At 74.1% G+C, this 20,532-nt stretch carries 22 protein-coding genes; 14 read left to right on the top strand and 8 right to left on the bottom strand.

Features of this window, described 5'->3' with window-relative positions; all coding sequences use genetic code 11:
- Positions 1–45: 45 nt before the first annotated feature.
- Positions 46–2,205, bottom strand: a complete 2,160-nt coding sequence (locus tag EDD40_RS34985; protein WP_246038055.1) for an amylo-alpha-1,6-glucosidase — start codon at positions 2,203–2,205, stop codon at positions 46–48.
- Positions 2,206–2,391: 186 nt separating this feature from the next.
- Between EDD40_RS34985 and EDD40_RS34980 the strand changes: the two genes are divergently transcribed.
- The 7 genes from EDD40_RS34980 to EDD40_RS34945 all read left to right on the top strand — a co-directional run bounded on the left by EDD40_RS34980 (position 2,392) and on the right by EDD40_RS34945 (position 7,517).
- On the top strand, positions 2,392–3,234 hold the full coding sequence (locus EDD40_RS34980) for a coiled-coil domain-containing protein (RefSeq protein ID WP_123746698.1): 843 nt from the start codon (positions 2,392–2,394) through the stop codon (positions 3,232–3,234).
- A gap of 8 nt (positions 3,235–3,242) precedes the next feature.
- Positions 3,243–3,575: a Cd(II)/Pb(II)-sensing metalloregulatory transcriptional regulator CmtR gene (cmtR, locus tag EDD40_RS34975; RefSeq protein WP_123746697.1), complete on the top strand. Its 333-nt coding sequence runs from the start codon at positions 3,243–3,245 to the stop codon at positions 3,573–3,575.
- A complete protein-coding gene (locus EDD40_RS34970) occupies positions 3,572–4,231 on the top strand; it encodes a cation efflux transmembrane domain-containing protein (protein WP_123746696.1) in 660 nt (219 codons plus the stop codon). The genes cmtR and EDD40_RS34970 overlap by 4 nt, the downstream gene beginning before the upstream one ends.
- 46 nt (positions 4,232–4,277) lie before the next feature.
- Positions 4,278–4,805: a PAS domain-containing protein gene (locus EDD40_RS43895; RefSeq protein WP_246038053.1), complete on the top strand. Its 528-nt coding sequence runs from the start codon at positions 4,278–4,280 to the stop codon at positions 4,803–4,805.
- 76 nt (positions 4,806–4,881) lie between these two features.
- Positions 4,882–5,811 (top strand): ornithine cyclodeaminase family protein, encoded by a 930-nt coding sequence (locus EDD40_RS34955; protein WP_123748520.1) that lies wholly within the window; start codon positions 4,882–4,884, stop codon positions 5,809–5,811.
- A 103-nt stretch (positions 5,812–5,914) separates the two neighbouring features.
- Positions 5,915–7,072: a glycoside hydrolase family 6 protein gene (locus EDD40_RS34950; RefSeq protein WP_211348290.1), complete on the top strand. Its 1,158-nt coding sequence runs from the start codon at positions 5,915–5,917 to the stop codon at positions 7,070–7,072.
- 91 nt (positions 7,073–7,163) lie between these two features.
- Positions 7,164–7,517, top strand: coding sequence for a DUF2203 domain-containing protein (locus EDD40_RS34945; protein WP_425471358.1), 354 nt, complete (start codon positions 7,164–7,166; stop codon positions 7,515–7,517).
- A gap of 36 nt (positions 7,518–7,553) precedes the next feature.
- Here EDD40_RS34945 and EDD40_RS34940 read toward each other — a convergent pair whose 3' ends face one another.
- The 6 genes from EDD40_RS34940 to EDD40_RS34915 form a co-directional block, all read right to left on the bottom strand.
- Positions 7,554–9,572 (bottom strand): AfsR/SARP family transcriptional regulator, encoded by a 2,019-nt coding sequence (locus EDD40_RS34940; protein ID WP_170185296.1) that lies wholly within the window; start codon positions 9,570–9,572, stop codon positions 7,554–7,556.
- Between the two features lie 350 nt (positions 9,573–9,922).
- Positions 9,923–11,512, bottom strand: coding sequence for a S8 family peptidase (locus tag EDD40_RS34935; RefSeq protein WP_123746693.1), 1,590 nt, complete (start codon positions 11,510–11,512; stop codon positions 9,923–9,925).
- Between the two features lie 194 nt (positions 11,513–11,706).
- Entirely contained in the window at positions 11,707–12,345 is a 639-nt protein-coding gene (locus EDD40_RS34930; RefSeq protein WP_123746692.1) for a hypothetical protein, read from the bottom strand.
- On the bottom strand, positions 12,329–12,724 hold the full coding sequence (locus EDD40_RS34925; RefSeq protein ID WP_123746691.1) for a DUF4383 domain-containing protein: 396 nt from the start codon (positions 12,722–12,724) through the stop codon (positions 12,329–12,331). The genes EDD40_RS34930 and EDD40_RS34925 overlap by 17 nt, the downstream gene beginning before the upstream one ends.
- Positions 12,725–12,840: 116 nt before the next feature.
- The gene (locus tag EDD40_RS43890) at positions 12,841–13,461 is read right to left on the bottom strand and encodes an STAS domain-containing protein (protein WP_246038051.1); all 621 of its coding nucleotides are present in this window, start codon (positions 13,459–13,461) and stop codon (positions 12,841–12,843) included.
- A complete protein-coding gene (locus tag EDD40_RS34915) occupies positions 13,458–14,417 on the bottom strand; it encodes a Ppx/GppA phosphatase family protein (protein ID WP_123746690.1) in 960 nt (319 codons plus the stop codon). Before EDD40_RS34915 ends, EDD40_RS43890 begins: the two co-directional genes overlap by 4 nt.
- Positions 14,418–14,517: 100 nt before the next feature.
- On the opposite strand from EDD40_RS34915, the gene EDD40_RS34910 reads away from it, so the two are divergent.
- Complete coding sequence (locus EDD40_RS34910) at positions 14,518–15,318, top strand: SDR family NAD(P)-dependent oxidoreductase (protein ID WP_123746689.1); 801 nt, start codon at positions 14,518–14,520, stop codon at positions 15,316–15,318.
- A 70-nt stretch (positions 15,319–15,388) separates the two neighbouring features.
- Here the strand turns inward: EDD40_RS34910 and EDD40_RS34905 are convergent, their stop codons facing one another.
- The gene (locus tag EDD40_RS34905; RefSeq protein ID WP_148088992.1) at positions 15,389–15,667 is read right to left on the bottom strand and encodes a hypothetical protein; all 279 of its coding nucleotides are present in this window, start codon (positions 15,665–15,667) and stop codon (positions 15,389–15,391) included.
- A 52-nt stretch (positions 15,668–15,719) separates the two neighbouring features.
- On the opposite strand from EDD40_RS34905, the gene EDD40_RS34900 reads away from it, so the two are divergent.
- The 6 genes from EDD40_RS34900 (at position 15,720) to EDD40_RS34875 (ending at position 20,436) form a co-directional block, all read left to right on the top strand.
- Entirely contained in the window at positions 15,720–16,091 is a 372-nt protein-coding gene (locus tag EDD40_RS34900) for a hypothetical protein (protein WP_148088991.1), read from the top strand.
- Between the two features lie 10 nt (positions 16,092–16,101).
- Positions 16,102–16,626 carry a GNAT family N-acetyltransferase gene (locus tag EDD40_RS34895; protein WP_123746686.1) on the top strand — a complete coding sequence of 175 codons (525 nt, stop codon included), beginning with the start codon at positions 16,102–16,104 and terminating at the stop codon, positions 16,624–16,626.
- 73 nt (positions 16,627–16,699) lie between these two features.
- Positions 16,700–17,617, top strand: a complete 918-nt coding sequence (locus EDD40_RS34890; protein WP_123746685.1) for a sensor histidine kinase — start codon at positions 16,700–16,702, stop codon at positions 17,615–17,617.
- A 202-nt stretch (positions 17,618–17,819) separates the two neighbouring features.
- On the top strand, positions 17,820–18,560 hold the full coding sequence (locus EDD40_RS34885) for an alpha/beta fold hydrolase (RefSeq protein ID WP_236594357.1): 741 nt from the start codon (positions 17,820–17,822) through the stop codon (positions 18,558–18,560).
- A 157-nt stretch (positions 18,561–18,717) separates the two neighbouring features.
- Positions 18,718–19,026, top strand: a complete 309-nt coding sequence (locus tag EDD40_RS34880) for a hypothetical protein (protein ID WP_123746683.1) — start codon at positions 18,718–18,720, stop codon at positions 19,024–19,026.
- A 204-nt stretch (positions 19,027–19,230) separates the two neighbouring features.
- Complete coding sequence (locus tag EDD40_RS34875) at positions 19,231–20,436, top strand: IS110 family RNA-guided transposase (RefSeq protein ID WP_123746682.1); 1,206 nt, start codon at positions 19,231–19,233, stop codon at positions 20,434–20,436.
- Positions 20,437–20,532 lie beyond the last annotated feature (96 nt).

The following is a 20,532-nucleotide window of genomic DNA, read 5'->3' as shown; positions in this document are numbered from 1 at the left end:
GGTGATCCTCCACGGCGGCGCGGGCGGGACGACGCCCGACGGGGTTCACCCCCCGGCGGGTGGCTCAAACCCGCGGGCGGGGTCGACGGTCCAGTCGGGTGGCAGGCCGGAGACCTCGACCCGCTCGCCGGCGGCCGTGACGCGCGCGGTCACGGGGCCGAGGCGGAGGCCGGTCAGGGTCACCTCGCCCCAGCGCGGGGGCAGGTGGGGGTTCGTGGTCACGGTCCGGTTCGGGACGTGGGGCGACAGCCCCAGGCAGGCTCGGACCAGCAGCAACGGCGAGGCGCTGGCCCACGCTTGCGGCGAGCACGACGTCGGGTAGGGCACGGGTGGGCTGAAGTCGTCGCGGGAGAAGCCGCAGTACAGCTCCGGCAGACGTCCGCCGAACGCGGCGGCGGCGTCCAGCAGGCCGGCCGCCAGGCGGTGGGCCAGGTCGACCGCGCCGGGCAGGTGGGCGTAGCGCAGCAGCCCGGCCACGGCGATGGCCGTGTCGTGCGGCCACACGGACCCGTTGTGGTAGCTCATCGGGTTGTAGGCGCCCATCGTGGACGCGAGGGTGCGCAGGCCGTAGCCGGTGTCCATGTCGGGCTCGGCCAGCCGCCGGATCACCGCGGCCGCGTGCTCGTCGGTGGCGATGCCCGACCACAGGCAGTGGGCGACGTTGCTGGTCAGCGCGTCCACCGGCTGCTTGCGGCCGTCCAGCGCGACGGCGTACCAGCCCCGGTCCGGCAGCCAGAACGCCTCGGCGAACCGCCGGCGCAGCTCGCCGGCGCGGTGGCGCAGGCGGGCGGCGGTCGCCGGGTCGCCGAACCCCTCGGCCAGCTCCGCCCGGCCCAGCAGCGCCGCGTGCACGTAGCCCTGGACCTCGCACAGGGCGATCGCCGGGTCGGCCGGCCGGCCGGAGGCGTGGTTGACGCCGTCGGGGCTGTCCTTCCAGCCCTGGTTGGCCAGGCCCCGGTCGGTAGCACGGCGGTACTCGACGAACCCGTCGCCGTCGCGGTCGCCGTGCCGGTCGACCCACGCGAGCGCGGCGTCGGCGGCGGGCAGCAGGGAGCGCACCACGTCGGGGTCCGCGCCCCACCGCCAGCTCTCGGCGAGCAGCATCACGAACAGCGGTGTGGCGTCGACCGAGCCGTAGTAGTGGTTGCCGCCCAGCACGGCGGCGCTGTCCGGGCCCCGGCGCAGCTCGTGCAGGACGCGGCCCGGTTCCTCCTCGGTCAGCGGGTCGACCGCCGTGCCCTGGGTCTCGGCGAGGGTCTGCACCGTGCCCACCGCCAGGTCCACGTCCAGCGGTAACGCCATCCACGCGGTCAGCAGGCTGTCGCGGCCGAACAGGGTCATGAACCACGGCGCGCCGGCGGCGGCGAACTGCCTGCCGCCGCGCGCCGGGTCGTGGATCCGGAGCGCGCCGAGGTCGCTCCGGGTGCGGCTCAGGACGCCCGTCAGCACCGGGTCGCTCGCGGCGACGGCGGTGCTCGCCGCGCGCCACCGCCGGATCCTGCGCGCGGGTCCGCTGGTCTCGACCCGCTCGCCGTGCCGGAGCCGGGGTCGCACCGGGTCACCGGCCGCGGTCGGCCGCACGACGACCTCGGTGGTCCACCGGCCGCCGGGAGGCAGGGCCACGTGCCAGCTCAAGGTGCCCGGTGTGACGTCGGGTCCGGCGGTGGCGGTGACCGTCACGCCGCGCGAGCCGTTGCCCCGGTCGTGGAGCACCAGTTCCGGCCCGGTGGCGACGGCGTCGCGGTCGTGGCGCCCGGCCCGGCCCTCCTTGACCGCGAACAGGTCGGCGAAGTCGGCGTCCACGTGCAGGTCCAGCCGCGCGGTGGTGGCTTCGCGGCCCAGGTTGTCGACGGTGATCGTCTCGCGCATCCCGTCGTCGACGAGCCGTTCCCGCACCAGCAGCAGGGTGCTGTCGCCCGAACCCGCGGCCGGTGGCCGCCTGAGCACGAACCTGGCGGCGAACGCCTCGGGGTGCGACACCGACAGCGGGTGCGGCGCGGCGCCGTCGAGCCGGAGCTGCCACCGCGACAGGACGCGCGCGTCGCGGAAGAACAAGCCGTGCGGCGTGCCGGGCCCGATGTCGCCGTCGGCGGTCGAGAGGCAGAACGTGGTGCCCTCGACCAGGGTCGTGGTGCCGCCGGTGAGCGCCGGTTCGCCCGCGTTGAAGGGCTCCGGCGGAAGGTCGGCGCGGTACTCCATCACCATGCCCGACAACTCTTCCCACTGGGCCGGGAACGGCAGCCACCGTGCGGCGCAGCGGTGGTTGCGCGGTTCGGCGGACGGGAGCGAACCTCGGGTTTGGTCCTCGAAGTACGGTGGGGAAAGCGTTGCGGTCGAAGGCATGTCGCGCTGTCGATCTCCGGCGCGACGATCACGGGAGGTGCTGCGCCGATGGCGGTGGACGGGGACTTGGTGCCGATGCGGGCGGACTTCGACGTGGTGTGGCGCGGGTACGACCGCGGCCACGTGCGGCGCTACGTCGAGGGCGTCGAGGCCGAGCTCCGCGTGCTGGCCGTCGACCGCGACGCGGCCGAGGCGCGGGCCGACGACCTCGCCCGTCAGCTGGAGACCGCCCGCGCGGAGATCCGCGTGCTGCGCGAGCACGTCGACCGGATCTCCCGCACGCCGATCGACCCGGACGCGCTCGCCGCGCGGCTGCGGCGGATGGCGGAGCTCGCGCACGAGGAGGCGGCCGAGATCACCGCGCGGGCGCGGGCCGTCGCCGAGAACCACTGGGCCACCGCGGAACGGGCCGCGGCACGGGTGCGCGAGCGGTCGGAGCGGCTCGTCGCCGAACTCGACGCCCAGCGGCGGCAGGCCGAGGCCGAGCACCGGACGCTGATGCGGGAGGCCGGTGAGCGGCTCCTGGCGACCACGCGCGAGGCCGAGCGGCGCAGGCGCGAGCTGGACGAGCGGGCGGCGGCGGTGCGCGAGGAGGTCCGGGTCGACTTCGAGCTGGCGATGAGCGCGCGGCGGGCCGAGTCGATGGCGGCGGTGGCCGCGCGGGAGGCGGCGGCCCGGGCACGGGCCGACCGACTGGTCCGCGAGGCCGAGGACCACGCGCGGCGGATCGTGACCGAGGCGCGGCAGCGGGTGGACGAGCTGCGCACCCGCCGTGACCGCATCGCCGCCGGGCTGCGCGGCGCGCGGGAGCTGCTGGCCCGGGCGAACCCGTTGCTGGACGAGATCCCGGTGCAGCGGACGAGCACGGAGGATACAGCGGAGGCTGTATAGTTCGGCCGGTGCTGACGTGTGAAACGCGCGAGACCGCGCTCGCCCGACTCGGCCGGGCGCTGGCCGACCCGACCCGGTGCCGCATCCTGGTCGCGTTGCTCGACGGTCCCGGCTACCCGGCGCGACTGGCCGAGCAACTGGGGCTGACCAGGTCGAACGCGTCCAACCACCTGTCGTGCCTGCGTGGCTGCGGCCTCGTCGTGGCCACCTACGAGGGCCGTCAGGTGCGCTACGACATCGCCGACCCTCACCTGGCCCGCGCCCTCCGCGAACTGCTCGACGTGGTGCTGGCCGTCGAGCCGACGCCGGACTGCGCCGACGACGCGGTGGCCGCGCGATGAGCGCCGAAGCGGCCACGTGCGCGGACGGCTGCTGCGTCGTCGAGCCCGGGCCGGCCCTGGCCCCGGACCGCCGCGGCGCGCTCACCCGGCGGGTCCGCCTGCTGGTGGCCGCCACGATCACCTACAACGTGGTCGAGGCGGTGATCGCGATCAGCGCCGGAACCGTCGCCTCCTCCACCGCGCTCATCGGCTTCGGCCTGGACTCCGTGGTGGAGGTCGCCTCCGCCACCGCCGTCGCCTGGCAGTTCGCCGCCGATGACCACGAGGCCAGGGAACGGGTCGCGCTGCGCGTGATCGCCCTGTCGTTCTTCGCGCTGGCGCTCTACGTGGCGGTCGAGTCGGTCCGCGCCCTGCTCGGCGGGCTGGCCGCCGAGCACTCCACCGCCGGCATCGTCCTCGCCGCCGTCTCGCTGGTCGTGATGCCGGTCCTGTCGCGGGCCCAACGCGCGGCGGGCCGGGAACTCGGCTCGGCCAGCGCCGTCGCCGACTCCAAGCAGACGCTGCTGTGCACGTACCTGTCCGCCGTCCTGCTGGCCGGCCTGGTCCTCAACAGCGCGGTGGGCTGGTGGTGGGCCGATCCGCTGGCCGCGCTCGCCATCGCCGCCGTGGCGGTCAAGGAGGGCCGTGAGGCCTGGCGCGGCGACCACTGCTGCTGATGGACGAACCGTCCAGCGTCCGGACTTTCTGTCCAGGCTGCGGGGCATGACGGCGGATGCGGTCCTGGCGGCCGTCAAGGGCGCGGTGCCCGGGTTGGCCGCGACGTTCGGGCGGTCCTGCGAGGTCGTGCTGCACGACTACCGGCAGCCGGACCGCCCGGTGGTGGCGGTCGCCGGCGACGAGGCGGTCGAGCGGCTCGACCACCCGACCCGCACGTCGGACGGGCGGCTGGTCAAGTCGTCCACCGTGCCGTTGCGCGACGAGCGGGGCGCGGTGTTCGGCGCGCCCCGACTGCCACGACCTTCGGCGACGACGTCGAGGAGGTGGTCGACGCCGTGGAACCCTCCTTGTCCAAGCCCGCCGGCGAACCCGAGCGCCTGCGCCTGCTGCGGGCGCTCGACCGGCGTGGCGTGTTCCACCTGCGCGGCGGGGCACGCGTGCCCGGTGGTGGGCGTCGGCTCGACGCCGACCGCGCACGCCGCGGCCGACCTGACCGGCGTGACCGAGGTCCGCGCGGGCGACTTCGGGTTCTTCGACCTGGTGGTGGCGGGCACCGGCCGGGCCGGATCATGACCGACGGCGGCCGGGAGCACGGCACCTACCGGCTCGCCGGCGACGCGGGCACGACGTGGAAGCGGGTGAACGGCTGGTGATCTTCCTGTCGGAAGAGGAGACGCGGGCGCTGGTGACCCGGGAGCTGGCCTACGAAGCCGCCCTCTCGGCGTTGCTGGAGGCGGCGGACGGCGGTGTGCTGTTCCCGGCCGTGGTGGGCCACGGCTCGTCGCCCGCCAACCGGTTCACGGTGAAGTCGGCCGCCGCCGCGCGGGCCGCCGGGGTGAAGGTCGGCAGCTACTGGCCGGGCAACACCGAGCGCGGGCTGCCCCGGCACAACTCGGTGATCCTGCTGTTCGACCAGTCGGTCGGCCGGGTCGCGGCGGTGGTCGAGGCGGGCTTCGCGAACGCGTACCGCACCGCCGCCGCCGACGCCGTGGCCGCCGACGTGCTGGCCCGGCCCGACGCGCGGTCGTTGGCGGTCTTCGGCACCGGTCCGCAGGCGTGGCACGAGTGCCTGGCGCTGGCCCGGGTCCGCGACCTGTCGGTGGTGCACGTGGTGGCGCGTGACGCCGCACGTGGCGCGCGGTTCGTGGCCGACCTGGCGGCGGAGGGGGTGGCGGCGGTGCTGACCGGGCCCGAGGAGGCGTGCCGGTCGGCGGACGTCATCGTCACCGCGACGACCGCGCGGGCGCCGCTGTTCGAGGCGGGGTGGGTGCGGCCGGGCACGCACGTGGCGAGCATGGGTTCCGACGGCAAGGGCAAGCAGGAGCTGCCGGTGGAGCTGCTCGCGTCCGCGCGGCTGTTCTGCGACTGGCCCGCGCAGTCCGTGGCGATCGGCGAGTTCCAGCACGTGCCCGACGCCCGGCCGACCGCGGTGGGCGACGTCCTCGCGGGCCGCGCGACCGGTCGGTCGTCGCCCGACGACGTGACGGTGTTCGACAGCTCGGGCATCGCGCTGCAGGACCTGCACCTCGGTGTGGCGCTCCTGCGCGCCGCCGGCCACACCCCGCCACCGGTCGGCTGACCAGGCCGCGAGCGATTCGGGGGTTGTGATGCAGCTCATGAGGAAGCATGCTTGCGGCCGGTTGGGAGCGCTCCCAAATCAGCGTTCCGTGAGGAGCAGTCGAGTGGACAACGGACCGGGACGACGGCGCGTCGGGCTGACCCTGGCGGCGACCGCGGTGTGCGCGTTGATCGGCGTGAGCGGCGCCGGAGCGGAGGAAGCGGTGACGGCGTCGGGACCCCCGCACCTGCCCAAGGGCACGTCCTTCTACGTCGAGCCGGACGGCAACGCCGCGCGGCAGGCCGAGCGGTGGCGCGCCGAGGGGCGCACCGCGGACGCCGACCTGATGGCGGGGGTGGCCGCGCAGCCGACCGCGATCTGGTTCACCACGGCGGGCGCGGAGCAGGTGCGGCGCGACGTGCGCGACGTCGTGCGCGCCGCGCGGGCGAAGGACCAGGTGCCGGTGCTCGTGGCGTACTTCGTGCCCTACCGCGACTGCTCGCAGTGGTCGGCGGGCGGCGCGCGCAGCGAGCAGGAGTACAAGGAGTGGATCGACGCCTTCGCCGCCGGCATCGGTGACGAGAAGGCGGTCGTGGTGGTCGAGCCGGACGGCCTGGCCCTGCTGACCAGCGAGCCGTGGTGCACGATCGGACCGGACGAAGAGCTGGTGCCCCAACGGTTCCGCGAGATCAACCACGCCGTGGACACCCTCAAGCGCGGCAAGCACACCCGCGTCTACCTCGACGCCGGGCACTCCGCGTGGCAGGCGCTGAACGACTACGACGCGGGCTACGGCGAGCCGCGGCAGCAGCTCGGCATCGTCAACCGCCTGCTGCGGGGCGGCATCACGCGGGCGGACGGTTTCGCGCTCAACACCTCGAACTACCGCTTCACCGAGGACCTGGTGCGGTACGGCACGCGCATCTCCAAGTGCATCCACCTGCGCACGCAGGAGGGCGCGACCACCTGCCCGGCCGACGCCGAGCTGGACGCGATGCCGGTGCGCAAGTCGAAGATGACGCACTTCGTGCTGGACACCAGCCGCAACGGCCGCGGCCACTACACGCCGGGCGAGGGCGAGACCGACTGGTGCAACCCGCCCGGCCGCGGCCTCGGCGAACGCCCCACGGCGAACACCGGCATCCCGCTGGTGGACGCGTTCCTGTGGATCAAGCGGCCCGGCGAGTCCGACGGCGAGTGCCAGGGCGGCCCGGCCGCCGGCCGCTGGTGGCCCGAGCAGGCCCTGGAACTGGCGAAGCTGGCCACCCCGCCGCTGCGCTGACCGGCTTGTCGGGGGCCACCGGCCGCTGGTGGCCCCCGACCCGGCCGGTAGCCTGTCCGCGTACGGCTACCGCGGCGGACCAGGGGTGACAGTGTTCAGCGTGCCCGAGGCGCGAGAAGAGCTGACCCGGCTCCTGCCGGTGCTCACCGAGATCGTCGAGGTCCGGGCCGACGCCGCCGAACTGGCCGCCTCGCTCGACGGCGGCAGCCCCACCGACCTCGGCGGTCTGCCCGAGCTGAAGGCGGCGCAGGCCCGGCTGGACGACCTCATGACCACCGTGCAGGCGACCGGCGCCGAGCTGAAGGGCTTCGCGCCCCTGCTGGTCGACTTCCCGTCCGACCTCGACGGCGTGCCGGTGCTGCTGTGCTGGCTCGAAGGCGACCAGGGCCTCGACTGGTACCACCGGGCGGACCTCGGGTTCGCCGGCCGCCGCCCCCTGGCGTGACCGGCCGGCCGTCGGCCGCCTGACAGGTGCACGTGTTCACGTCGAACGCGCCGACACCCCTGTGCGCGCAACGCGTTGCCGACCACCGCTGCCCGGACGGGAGGCGCCGCTTTCCGCGCGCAGGGCGAGGAACCCCGCCAAGCGCGCCGCCAACCCCCGGGCCACCTCGGGAAAACCGAGCCTGGACGCCTGGTCGACGCACGCGGTGAGCACACCCGACTCGACCTCGAACCACTCCCGCGGCGCGGCGATCGCCTCGTCCGGCGAGTCCGGGCCGACCCGGCCCCCGAGCCGCTCCTCCGCCACGCCGGCCCGGACGAGCCACCCGCCCAGCACCCTTCCCAACGCCGCGTCGCGCTCTGCCGGGGATTCCTCGGCGGCCACGCGTTCGGCCGCGAAGTCGTGCACCAGGCCGTGCAGCCGGAACCGCTCCTGCCCCACCCGGTCGCGCCCGAGCACCTCGACCAGGTGCACGTCGGCCAACGTCTCCAGCGACCGGTCCACGTCGCCGCCCACCAACGCGCCCGCCACCCACGCGGGCCACTCGGGTGTCGCCGACAGGCCGAGCCGGCGCAGCAGCAGCCGCGCGGACGGGTCGAGCAGCCGGTAGCCGGCCGCGATGACGGCCCGCACGTCCAGGTCGCCCAACGACAGCTCGTCCAGCCGGCGACGCTCTTCGGCGAGCCGGTCCCGGAACTCGGCCACCCGCCACGTCGGGTGCACCGCGAGCCGCCCGGCGGCCACGCACAGCGCCAGCGGCAGGTTGCCGCACAACGCGACGATCCCTCCCGCCGCGTCCGCCTCGGCCGCGATCCGCTCCGCGCCCGCGACCCGTGACAGCAGCTCCAACGAGTCCTCGACGGCCAACGCGGGCAACGTCCACCGCGCCGCGCCGACCAGCGCGCCGAGCTGGTGACGCGAGGTGACCACGGTCGCGCACGACGAGCCGCCCGGCAGCAACGGGCGCACCTGGGCTTCCGCCGCGACGTCGTCCAGCACCACCAGCACCGCGCGGTCCGCCACCGTGCTGCGGTACAGCGCGACCCGTTCCTCGGGGTCCTCCGGCACCGCCGCGCCGGCCACGCCGAGCGCCCGCAGGAACCGGCCGACCACGACGTGCGGGTCGACCCGGTCCCGGTGCGATCCGCCCAGCGTCGCGAACAGCTGGCCGTCCGGGAAGCGCTCGACCACGTGGTGCGCCACCGCCACGGCCAGCGCCGTCTTGCCGACCCCGCCGGGCCCGACCAGCACCACGAGCCCCGGCCCGGCCGCCCGCAACGCCGCCACGACCTCGCCGTGCACCTCGCCGCGTCCGGCCGGCGTCACCAGCCCGGGCGGCAGCTGGCGCGGTGCCACGACCGGCGCGGCTTGCCGGGTGACAGGCACCTCGCCGCGCAGGATCCGCCGTTCCAGCTCCCGCAACGCCGAACCCGGCGCCACGCCGAGCTCGACGTCCAGCGTCCGGTACGCCTCCCGGTACACCTCCAACGCCTCGACCTGCCGCCCGACCGCCACCAACGCCACCATCCGCACCTCGTACAACCGCTCCCGGTACGGGTGCTCGGCGATGAGCGGCGCGACCTCCACCAGCACCTCGTCGTACCGCCCCAGCGCGAGCCGCGCCGCCAACCGCCCCTCCCACGCCGCGAGCCTCTCCTCGTGCCAGCCCACCCGGACCGGTCCGGCGAACTCCTCGTCCACGTCCGCCAGCGCCGCCCCCCGCCACAACCCCACCGCCGCCCCGAACGACTCCTCGGCAACCCCGTGGTCCCCGACCTCCGCCGCCCGCCTGCCCCGCTCCACCAGTGCCCGGAACTCCGCCAGGTCCACCTCGACGGCGTGCGCGGCCAACGCATAACCGGTGGGCCGGGTGATGATCACGCCGTCGTCCAACCTCGCCCGCAACCTGCTCACCAGGTTGTGCAACTGCGCGCGGGCCGACCGGGGCGGCCGCGCCCACAGCCCATCGATCAGCCGCTCCACCGGCACCACCCGCCCCACCTCGACCGACAACACCGCCAGCACATACCGCTCACGCGCGCCGCCAACCGGCACCGCATCTCCCCCGCGCCACGCCGTCACCGGCCCCAACACCCCAATTCGCACCAACCCGGTATACCGCAGCCGACCAACCACCAACGCGGCCAGAACCGGCCTCTGTCCTATAGCGGAAGCCCACCCCCACCTCCGCCACCCACCCACCTATCACCCACCGCCGAGGCCCGATTTGACATGGGTTCGGGTGCTTTAGGCTGGACGAAGCCGGCAGGCCCGGCGGGACGCTCTTCCCCGCCGGGCCTGCCGGCTTTGGCCTGCCTGGAGTGCCCGTAAGGGCCCCATGTCACATCGAGCCGGACTTGAGGATCTTTACCCGATCCGAATGGCGATCCGAATCGCCGATCCGCTCAGAACGCAATCCCCCAACCATCGATCTTCCCGGTGTCGTACGCGTACACGTCCTTCACCCGCAACTTCCACGTCCCGTTCTTGTTCTCCGCCGACGTGTCCACCTTGAACGTCTCGTGAATGCCGTCCGCGGAGTTCTCCCCACCCGAACGCCGCAGCACGAACACCGCGCCGCTCGGACCGATCAGGTCCACCGCCAGGTCGGCGGTGTAGGGGTGCACGATGTCGACCTTCACCGAGGTCGTCGCCGTGCCGCGGCCTTCGCACCCGGACACCGCGATCTCCGACGTCACGGCTTCGCCGGCGTCGGGGATAGCCACGTCCTCGGTGTTCGTGCCGCCTTCGCACGTCGGCGGCTTCGGGTCGCCGCCGGTGATGAACCCCGTGTACAGCAGCTTGTTCGGCGTGCCGGGCCCGGAGTTCTTGACCACGCCGTCGGTCGCGTTGTCGATCAGCGCCTTCGCCACCTCGGCCGGGGTCGCCGCGGCCCGGGCCGGGCTCGCGCCGAGGTACAGCGCCGCCGCGCCCGCCACGTGCGGTGTCGCCATGGACGTGCCGCTGATCGTGCGCTCCGCGCCGTTGTTCCAGGTGGACGTGATGTTCGTGCCGGGCGCGAAGATGTCGGTGCAGCGACCGAAGTTGGAGAACGACGACCGGTTGTCGGTGTTGTCCGTCGCGTTGGTCGTGATCGCTTCCGGGGTGCGCGCCGGCGACGTGTTGCACGCGTCGCGGTTGTCGTTGCCCGAGGCCACGGCGACCGTGACGCCCGCCGCGACGACCTTCTTCACCGCGTCGTCCACCGACGTGCTGGCCGATCCGCCGAGGCTCATGTTGGCCACGGCCGGTTTGGCCGCGTTCTGCGCCACCCAGTCCAGGCCGCCGATGATCTGCGACCACTGGCCGGAGCCCTGGCAGTTGAGCACCCGCACGCCGACGAGCTTCACGGCCTTGGCCACGCCGTAGGTGGTCGAGCCGATGGTGCCGGCGACGTGCGTGCCGTGACCGTTGCAGTCCTGCGCTTCGGCGTCGTCGTCGATGAAGTCGCGCCCGTCCGCGGCCCGTCCGCCGAAGTCGGTGTGCGCCTTGTGGAGCCCGGTGTCGACGATGTACGCCGTCACGCCCGCGCCAGTGCTGTTGTAGGTGTACTTCTTGTCCAGCGGCAGGTTCTTCTGGTCCACCCGGTCCAGGCCCCAGGTGGGGTTCTCCTGGGTTTCGGTGGCGTGCGCGACGCCGTCCTGCTCGACGTACTCGACCGCCGGGTCGGCGGCCAGCCTGCGCGCCTGCGCCGCGCTCATCCTGGCCGCGAAGCCGCGCATCGCCGCCGTGTAGGTCAGCTTGACCTCGCCGCCGTACGTGCCGACCAGGGCTTCCGCCACCGCGGGCGTCTGCTGCACGGTGACCGCGGTTTCCCGGAGCGCGACGATGTAGCTGTCCTTCACCGCGTCCGGCCGGTCGGCGCCGATGATGTCGCCCTCGGGTTGCCACCCGGCGGGGTGGCCGTGGCCGTGGCCCGCGCCGGCCAGCAGCAACACCGATGTGGCCAGGGTTGCGGTGACGACCCGTCGCCGGGTCGAGCGATCGTGTCGCATCGGTTGTTTCTCCGTTCCACTCGGCCGCCCAGCAGGGGTGTCGGTGAGACTGACGGCCACGTGGACCCACCCTCCGGTGACGACGGACGCCAACGATCCGGATGGCGGTACGCGGGACTACGCAGACCAAGGCGGCAGCGGTCTCCGGACCTCGACCGGTTCGCCATGACTTCGACTACCCGGCCGATTCGCGCTCATGCGTCCGGAGCAGTCACCGGATCGGGCGATCGGCCGCGTCGACTGCCCCGATAGGCCCTCTCGCGGACCCGGGCGAGGGCCGCCGGCGCCAGGTCGAGGCCGGGCGGGCGGTTGCGGATCGGGTCGAGCGCGGGCAGGTCGCGGTCGACGTCGAGCGGTCGGACGACGAGCCTGCCGACCGGTCGCCACGGCGCGCCGACCTCCAGCGTGAACCCCAGCTCGGCCGGCAGCCCGGCCAACGACGTCGAGCGGAGCCGGTGGTCGTCGGGGACGGCGGCCAGCCACACCAGCCGGCCGCGCCAGCGGAACGGGCTGATGCTGCCGTAGCGGCCGCTGGTCCACGTGCGCGCGAACCGCGGCAGCACGCGGGCGACGCAGGTCGACAGCAGCACGTCCCACGGTCCCGGCAGCCGGAACGCCAGCCCGAGCACGTCGGGCAGCCCTCCCGGGGTGCCGGCGCCCTTGGACAGCCGGCCGGACACCTCCGTCACGCCGACCGGCAGCGGCAGCGCGGGGTCGAACGTCGTGGTCAGCGTGCCGTCGAACCACCGGCCGCGCGGGTGGAACGCCTTGGCGTCCCGCGCGGCGGCCAGCCCGCGGAAGGCGGGTTCGACGAGGTCAGGCACTGCGCGCATGCGGGTTGCCCTTGAGCGCCGCGCCGAGCGCCACCATGCCCAGGCCCAGCCCGAAGTGCAGCCAGTCGTCGGCGTCGTCGACCGGCACGAAGTTCGCCGTGCTCGCCTTGTCCACGACCAGCCCGTACAGCCACAGCACCAGGTACACGGCGCCGCCGCCGATCAGGTACGCCCGCGCGGCCGACGCCGTGCGGGCCATCGCCAGCCCCGCCACGCCGAACAGCAGGTGCACCAGGTTGTGCAGCACGGACACGTGGAACACGCCGAACAGGTGCGCGCCGGACCCGGGGCCCGCGAACGCGATCCGGTCCAGGTGGGTGGTGATGCCGGGCACGAACCCGAGCACGCCCACGACCAGGAACACGACGGCGACCGCCATGGCCGCCGCGCGGACGGGGTGGGGCAGTCGCGTGCTCGCACTCACAGCGGATCACCTCGCCTCTGACGGTGGCTCTCCCGCTCGACTACCCCGTGATCACCGCCCGAAACAGCACGTCACCACCCTGCGGTGACCGGCCCTTCGTCGGCGCCGGGTCTGGCTCTCCCCCTGCTCCCCCGTGACACACGACCTCCCGCACCACCCACCGCGCCGCCACCCACAGCGCCGCCACCCATCGCGCCACCGCCCACCGCGCCGCCACCCACCACACGACCGCCGACCACGCCCTGCTCCCCCATCCTCTGCCCCGGCTTCTCCTCCGCCCGCGCCACCGCACGCCCGGTCGCCGCCGAGGCCACGTCCGGGTAGCGCGGGAACAGCCGATCCAGGTCCGTCCGCTCGAACACCCGCCGCACGTGCGGCGGCACGGCGGCCAGCCGCAGCCAACCGCCCGCGCGCTGCGCCCTCGCCCTGGTGCGGACCAGCGCGCTCATCGCCTGGGCGCCGCAGAACGCGACCCCCGACATGTCGAGCACGATCCGGTCGCGTCCCTCGCTCACCAGGCGGTCCATCCGGTCCAGCACCCGGCGGGCGCCCGCCAGGTCCAACTCCCCGGTCGCCACGACCACCGCGCACCCCGTCCGGTGGGACTCGACCGACAGCGCCAGCATCCCGATCCCCTCACGCCGCCAAGCGGTGCTCTTCGCGCCACCAGGCAGTTCTAGTCGGCTCTTCACGCCACCCGGCAGTACTCGTCGTCGTCGTCGCCCGCCCCGAGCAGGGCGAGCAACAGCCCTTCCCTGGTCGACCAGGGACAGATCTCCACCTCGTCGTACCCCGTGGCCACCATCAACGCCTCCGCCACCAGGGCTCCCGCCAACGACTGCTCCGCGCGGTGCCGGGAGATGCCCGGCAACCGGGCGCGGCGCGGCACGGGCATCCGGGACAGCCGGGGGATCCAGCCGCGCAGGTCGGCCAGGCGCAGGGCGCGCGGCACGAACGGCCCTTCGTGCTGCGGCCGGGCCCCGGCCAGTCGCGCCAACTGCTGGAACACCTTCGAGCAGCCGACGGCCCGGTGCTCGCCGACCGACGTCCCCTCCAGCGCGGCCACCACCCGGTCGTGCACCAGCACCTGCTCCTTCGCCAGGCCGCGGTGGTCGCGCGGCGTGGCGCGGTCGAGCGCCAGCCGCCGGGTCAGCGTGCGGGCGCCGAACGGCAGCGAGCGCGTGAACGACGGCTCCACGTCGTCACCGGCCGCGAGTTCCACCGTGCCGCCGCCGACGTCGAGGACCAGCAGGGGGCCGGCGCGCCAGCCGAACCAGTGCCGCGCGGCGCGGTACGCCAGGCGGGCCTCTTCCTGGCCGGGCAGCACGCGCAGCCGGGTTCCGGTGCGGCGGGCGACCTCGGAGATGACCTGCTCGGCGTTGGACGCGTCGCGGATGACGGAGGTGGCGAACGGCACCAGGGCGGAGATCCCGGCGCGTTCGGCGATCCGGTGCGCGGCGTGGACGGCGGTCACAACCTGTTCCACGCCTTCCGGGCGGAGTCGGTTGTCCCGGTCGAGCGCGCGGTCGAGCCGCAGCCTGGTCTTGTGCGAGACGACGGGGTGCAGCGGCGAGCCGGACACGACGACCAGGTGTGCGCTGAAGCAACCGACGTCCAGCACACCGACCTGGTCGGGTCGTCCGGACATACGTCACCACCATCCGAGAGCTAGAGGTACCGAGAGGAGTTCCCGAATGCGCATCGGGTGAAACCGGATTGGGTGATCCGACTCCGGGTAGTTCTCGGCCATGAGTGCTTCGGAGAGGCCGTTCGCGGTGGTGACCGGCGCGTCCAGCGGGATCGGGCTCGAGCTGGCGAGGGTGTTCGTCGAGCACGGGTTCGACCTGGTCGTGGCGGCGGAGAACGACGTGGTGCACGACGTGGCGCGGGAGCTGGCCGCCGGTGGGGCGCGGGTGGACCCGGTGCGGGCGGACCTGGCCACGTTCGAGGGGAACGAGGACCTGGTCGCGGTGGTCGAGGAGGTGGGACGGCCGGTGGACGCGTTGGCGGTCAACGCCGGGATCGGCATCGGCGGCGACTTCGTCGACGACAGCGACCTGCGCAGCCACCTGCGGGTGGTCGACCTGAACATCTCCTCGGCGGTGCACCTGGCGAAGCGGCTGCTGCCCGCGATGGTGGAGCGCGGGGCGGGCCGGGTGCTGTTCACCTCGTCGGTGGCGGCGACCGCGCCCGGGCCGTTCCACTCGGTCTACGCGGCGTCGAAGGCGTTCCTGGCGTCGTTCTCGCAGGCGTTGCGGGAGGAGCTGCGCGACAGCGGGGTGACGGTGACCGCGCTGATGCCCGGTCCGACCGACACCGACTTCTTCCGCCGGGCGGGCATGACCGACACGAAGGTCGCGACCGGGCCGAAGGACGACCCGGCGGACGTCGCGCGGGCGGGGTTCAAGGCGTTGATGGACGGCGACGACCACGTGGTGGCCGGTTCGCTGCTGACCAAGGCCCAGGCCTCGGCGGGCCGCGTCCTGCCGGACCCGGTCAAGGCGCGGGCCATGCGCGGGATGACCGAACCGGGCTCGGGCCACTCCTGAGCCGCTGGCACCGACCACCGCCCCGGGACCGGGCCTCCGGGGCCGGAGGTCGGGGTTCGGCACCCCCGGGTCAGAACTCCGGGATCTCCGGCACCCGCCTTTCCCGCCGACCGGCCGTCCCTCCCCTCCCCGACCCGTACGCCGGGACCGACTCCCTCGGCGTGTCCGACTCCGGGATCTCGTCCCCGATCAGCGACCGGTACGCGTCGACCTCCTGCGGGGTCGGGTCGATCGGCGCTTCCTCGGCGACCTCGTCCGGATCGACGAACTCGTCCGACTCGACCGACCCGTCCGCCGACTCCACCGACTCCGCCGCCACCGGCTCCGCCGGTTCCTGTGCTGCCGTCATGACCACCGGTTACCCCGTGTGCGCCCGCTCGAACGGGGGTAGCCGTGACGCCGTGACCATCCACGCGAGACGAGACGTGCCCGCCCTGCCCGACCTGGTGTTCGCCGCCGCCGCCGACCCCGCCCGCCTGGCCTCCTGGCTGCCCGACCCCTACCAGGTCGTCGGCCGCACGGACGACGTGCTGATCCTGCGCGCCGAGGACGGTCCGCACCAGGTCGGCCTCGCCGCCGACTACGACCGGCTGCTCCTGGCGTGGACGCCGCTGGCCGGGCACGGCTGCCGGGGTGAGCTGCGCGTCTCGCTGGTCGGCGCGGCGGGCAGCGTCGCCGAGCTCCAGGTCGACGGCTGCCCCGACGAGCAGTTCCCGTCACGCCTGCTCGAAGCCCTGGCGAACGAGGTTGAGCGGAACCTCACCGCCGGCTGATCATGCGGCGGTGGACTTCCGCCCCGCCCTGCCGGACGAACTGCCGCTGCTGCCCCCGATCGAACGGGCCTGCGGCGAGCCCTTCCGCGACTTCGGCATGCCCGAGATCGCCGACGACGACCCGATGCCGGTGAGCGCCCTGGCCCGGCTGCACGTCTGGGTGGCCGCCGACCCGGACCCGGTGGCCTGGATCGCGGTCGAGGTGCTGACCGAGGACCGCGCTGCACACGTCGAGCAGGTGTGCGTGCACCCCGACCACGCCCGGCGCGGCATCGGCGCGGCGCTGCTGGACCACGTCGAGCGCTGGGCCGCGGCACGGGGGCTGGCGGCGCTGACCCTCACCACGTTCCGGGACATCCCGTGGAACGCCCCCTACTACCGTCGGCTCGGGTTCCGCGAGGTGGCGGTCCTGTCCCCGGGCCTCACCGCCGTCGTGGCCGCGGAAGCGGCACGTGGCCTGGACCCGGCGACACGCGTGTGCCTGCGCAGGCCGCTCCGCGACGGGGCCGCGCGCGATACTGGACGGGTGCGGTAAGCAACCGTTCCCTCCCGTTGTCGTCCGCCACCACCACCTCATCCCCACCCGCAACCGTTCGGAGGTCCCCCCGGTGGTCGACTTCGTGCACGAGGCGCTGCTCTACCGCGACGACGAGGAGTACCTCGCGGGGACAGTGCCGTTCGTGCGCGACGGCATCGCCGCCGGTGAGCCGGTGCTGGTGGCCGTGCCGCAGCGGGGCATCGACCTGCTGCGGCACGCGCTGGGCGGCCGGGCCGAGCACGTCGAGTTCCTGGACATGAGACGCGCCGGGCGCAACCCGGGCCGGATCATCCCGGGCGTGCTGGCCGCGTTCACCGACAACGCCGCCACCACCGGCCGGGTGCGGATCGTCGGGGAGCCGGTGTGGCCGGAGCGCACCGAGCTGGAGTACCCCGCCTGCGTGCAGCACGAGGCGATGGTCAACACCGCGTTCGAGGACCGGTGCGCCTGGATGCTGTGCCCGTACGACACGGCGAACCTCGCACCGGAGGCGCTGCGCGACGCGGAGGCCACGCACCCGTTCGTGGTCGAGGGGCAGCGGCGTCGGCCCAGCGCGGGCTACCGCGAGCCGTTCCTGATCGCCGACGAGTTCAACCGGCCGCTGCCGTCGCCGCCGCCGGACGCGCTGACCCGCCGGTTCGACCTGGACGCCCTCGCCGTCACCCGGCGGCTGGTGGCCGGGTTCGCCGTCGAGACGGGCCTGTCCGCCGACCAGGTGGAGGACCTGGTCCTCGCGGTCAACGAGCTGACCACGAACAGCGTGGTGCACGGTGGCGGCTTCGGCACGCTGCTGCTGTGGCGCGAGGGCGGCACGGTGGTGTGCGAGGTGCGTGACGCGGGCCGGATCGCGAGCCCGATGGTGGGCAGGCGCAACCCCGGCGCGAGCGCGCGCGGCGGGTACGGCGTGATGCTGGTGAACCTGCTGTGCGACCTGGTCCGGGTGCACACGCACGAGGACGGCACGGCGACCCGCGTCTACGTCGGCTGACCTCCCGTCACACCGAAGCGGACCGAAGCGGCCTCGCCCGCGCACTCCGCCCGGCCACCCCCACCGACACCCGCAGACACACCCGCCGACACGGGCAGACCCTCGTCCGCGCCCGCCGAACCCGTATCCACGCTGGTCACGAATTGCGCTTTGCCCGCGATCCCCTGCCACCGCACCCGGGTCGACCGGCAGAATCGGCCACGTGACTCCCGCACTTCTGCTCGCCCACGGGGCCGGTGGCACGGTCCGCGCCAACTTCAGCCCCCTCATCCCGCGGCTGTCGCGCAACCGCAAGGTGCACGCGGTGGACTTCCCCGGCTCCGGGACCACCCCCCGCGCGACCGGTCCGCTCGACCTGGACGACCTCGCCGACCGGCTGGTGGCCACCGCCGAGGGCGAGGAGCGGTTCGCGGTCGTCGGCTACTCGATGGGCTGCGCGGTCGCCGTGCGCGTCGCTCAGCGCCACCCCGAACGCGTGACGGCCTTGGTGCTGACCGCCGGGTTCGCCCGCATCGACGACGAGACCCGGGAGCGGATGCGGCAGTGGCGCCGGCTGGTGGACGCCGACCGCGCCGAGCTGGCCCGCTTCCTCCTGACGATCGCGTTGGGCGAGCCGTTCCTGCGGCGGATGACCGCCGAGCAGACCGACGGCTTCCTGGAGCTGATCGCGCTGACCATCCCGCCGGGCACCCCGGAGCAGGTCGACCTGGTGCAGCGGATCGACCTGCGCGACGAGCTGCCGTCGCTGGCCGTGCCGACGCTGGTGATCGGCGCCAAGCACGACCGGCTGATCGCGCCGGGCACCACGCGCGAGCTGGCCGACCTGATCCCCGGCGCGCGGTGGGCGGAGCTCGACAGCGGCCACTCGCCCGCCGTGGAGGCGCCCGCCGAGTGGGTCCGGCTGATCGAGGAGTTCCTGGACTCCGCCGCCGTCCACCGCTGATCACCCGCCGCACGCCCGTGCCAGACCGCCGCCGCCGACCCACCCGACAGCTCACCGGTGCACAACCGCTTCAGCGGCACGGCGTCGTTCGTGTTGCAGGCACCTGCCCCCCGCGGCGGGGCCGGTCGGCCTCGCCGCGGCCGAGCCGGCCGCGCTGGTGCCGGCGCAGTGGCACGAGGTGCTGTTCCGGCAGGCGAACACGGTCTCGCGGGCGCGGGCGGCGCTGCCGATCGGCGTCGCGGCGGCGTTCGCGGTGTTCGTCGCGTTCGGCGCCACGCCCCGGCTGTTCCTCCCCGTCTGGGTGTCGGTGGTCCTGCTCGGCGTGAGCGTCGCGGCGCTGCACTGGCACGTGCGCGGCGCGCCGTTGCGGCCCAACCGGCTGCGGGGGGGAGCGACCCGGCTGGTCGTGTCGTGGCACGGCCGCTCGCGCGGGTTCGCCCCCCGTTACCTTTTTCATAGCTCCTGATCAAGGAGTCGTGGTCGCCAGGTCCGGCATGACTGACGCCCCCAGTCGAACCCATGATCCGGGGGGTGGTGTCACCGGGCCTGGTGGCATCGCCGGACCGCTGATAGGGACACGGCCGCCCGCCGGGCAGGTCTCGTCGTAACGTGGGTGCCGGCCGTCGATGCCCGACCGGCGACCATCCGCGATGAACGAACGGCAGGACGGATGACCAGCGGTTACCAGGTGTTCCTCGGCCTGGATGTCGGCAAGGGCGAACAACACGCCGTCGGCCTGGACCCGGCGGGCAAGCGGCTTCACGACGCGCCGCTGCCCAACAGCGAACCGAGACTGCGGGCGTTGTTCGACAAGCTCGCCGCGCACGGGTCGCTGCTGGTGGTGGTCGATCAACCGGCGACGATCGGCGCGCTGCCGGTCGCGGTGGCCCGCGCGGCCGGCCACCAGGTGGCCTACCTGCCCGGCCTGGCCATGCGCCGCATCGCCGACCTCTACCCCGGCCGCGCGAAAACCGACGCCCGGGACGCGTTCGTCATCGCCGACGCCGCCCGCTCGCTGCCGCACACGCTGCGCCCGGTCGACGTCGGCGACGACGCCCTGGCCGAGCTGGACGTGCTGGTCGGCTTCGACGACGACCTGGCCGGCGAGGCCACCCGGATCGCCAACCGCATCCGCGGCCTGCTCACCGGCATCCACCCCGCCCTGGAACGCGCGATCGGCCCCAGGATCAGCCACCCGGCGGTGCTGGAAATCCTGTCCCGCTGCGGCGGCCCGACCGGCATCGCCAAGGCCGGCCGCCGCAAGCTCACCGCGATCGCCACCGCCCACGCACCCCGTATGGGCGACAAGCTGGTCACCGCGATCCTGGCCGCCCTGGACGAGCAGACAGTCGTCGTCCCGGGCACAACGGCGGCCGACACCGTCCTGCCCCGCCTGGCCGACAGCCTGAAAACCGTCCTCCAGCAACGCAAACAGGTCGCCACCGAGGTCGAAGGGATACTCGATGCGCACCCTCTTGCCGGGGTCCTGACCTCCATGCCCGGTGTCGGGGTCAGGACCGCAGCCCGCATCCTGCTGGAGATCGGCGACGCGACCGGGTTCAAATCCTCCGGCCACCTGGCCGCCTACGCCGGCATCGCCCCGGTCACCCGCAGCTCGGGCTCCTCGATCAAGGGCGAGCACCCGGCCCGCACCGGCAACCGCAAGCTCAAACGGGCGTTCTTCCTCGCCGCGTTCGCAGCCTTGTCCGACCCCACCAGCAGGGCCTACTACCAGCGAAAACGCGACCAAGGGAAGAAACACAACGCCGCGCTGATCTGCCTGGCGCGGCGCCGCTGCGACGTCCTGTTCGCCATGCTCCGACACAAGACCTACTACCGGCACCCCGAACCCACTCCCGCCCCGGCTGCGGCTTGACAACCACATAGGGACACCCCCCCGCGAGGTGGGCGGGCTGGAGATCCGGCCGGTCGGCGACGACGGGCGGCTCGTCGTGTGGCCGCTCGGCGCCAC

It is taken from the genome of Saccharothrix texasensis, from assembly GCF_003752005.1.
GTDB classification, from domain to species: domain Bacteria; phylum Actinomycetota; class Actinomycetes; order Mycobacteriales; family Pseudonocardiaceae; genus Actinosynnema; species Actinosynnema texasense.
Note: the sequence above shows the minus strand (reverse complement) of the source record. Positions and strands in the feature narration are given on the sequence as shown.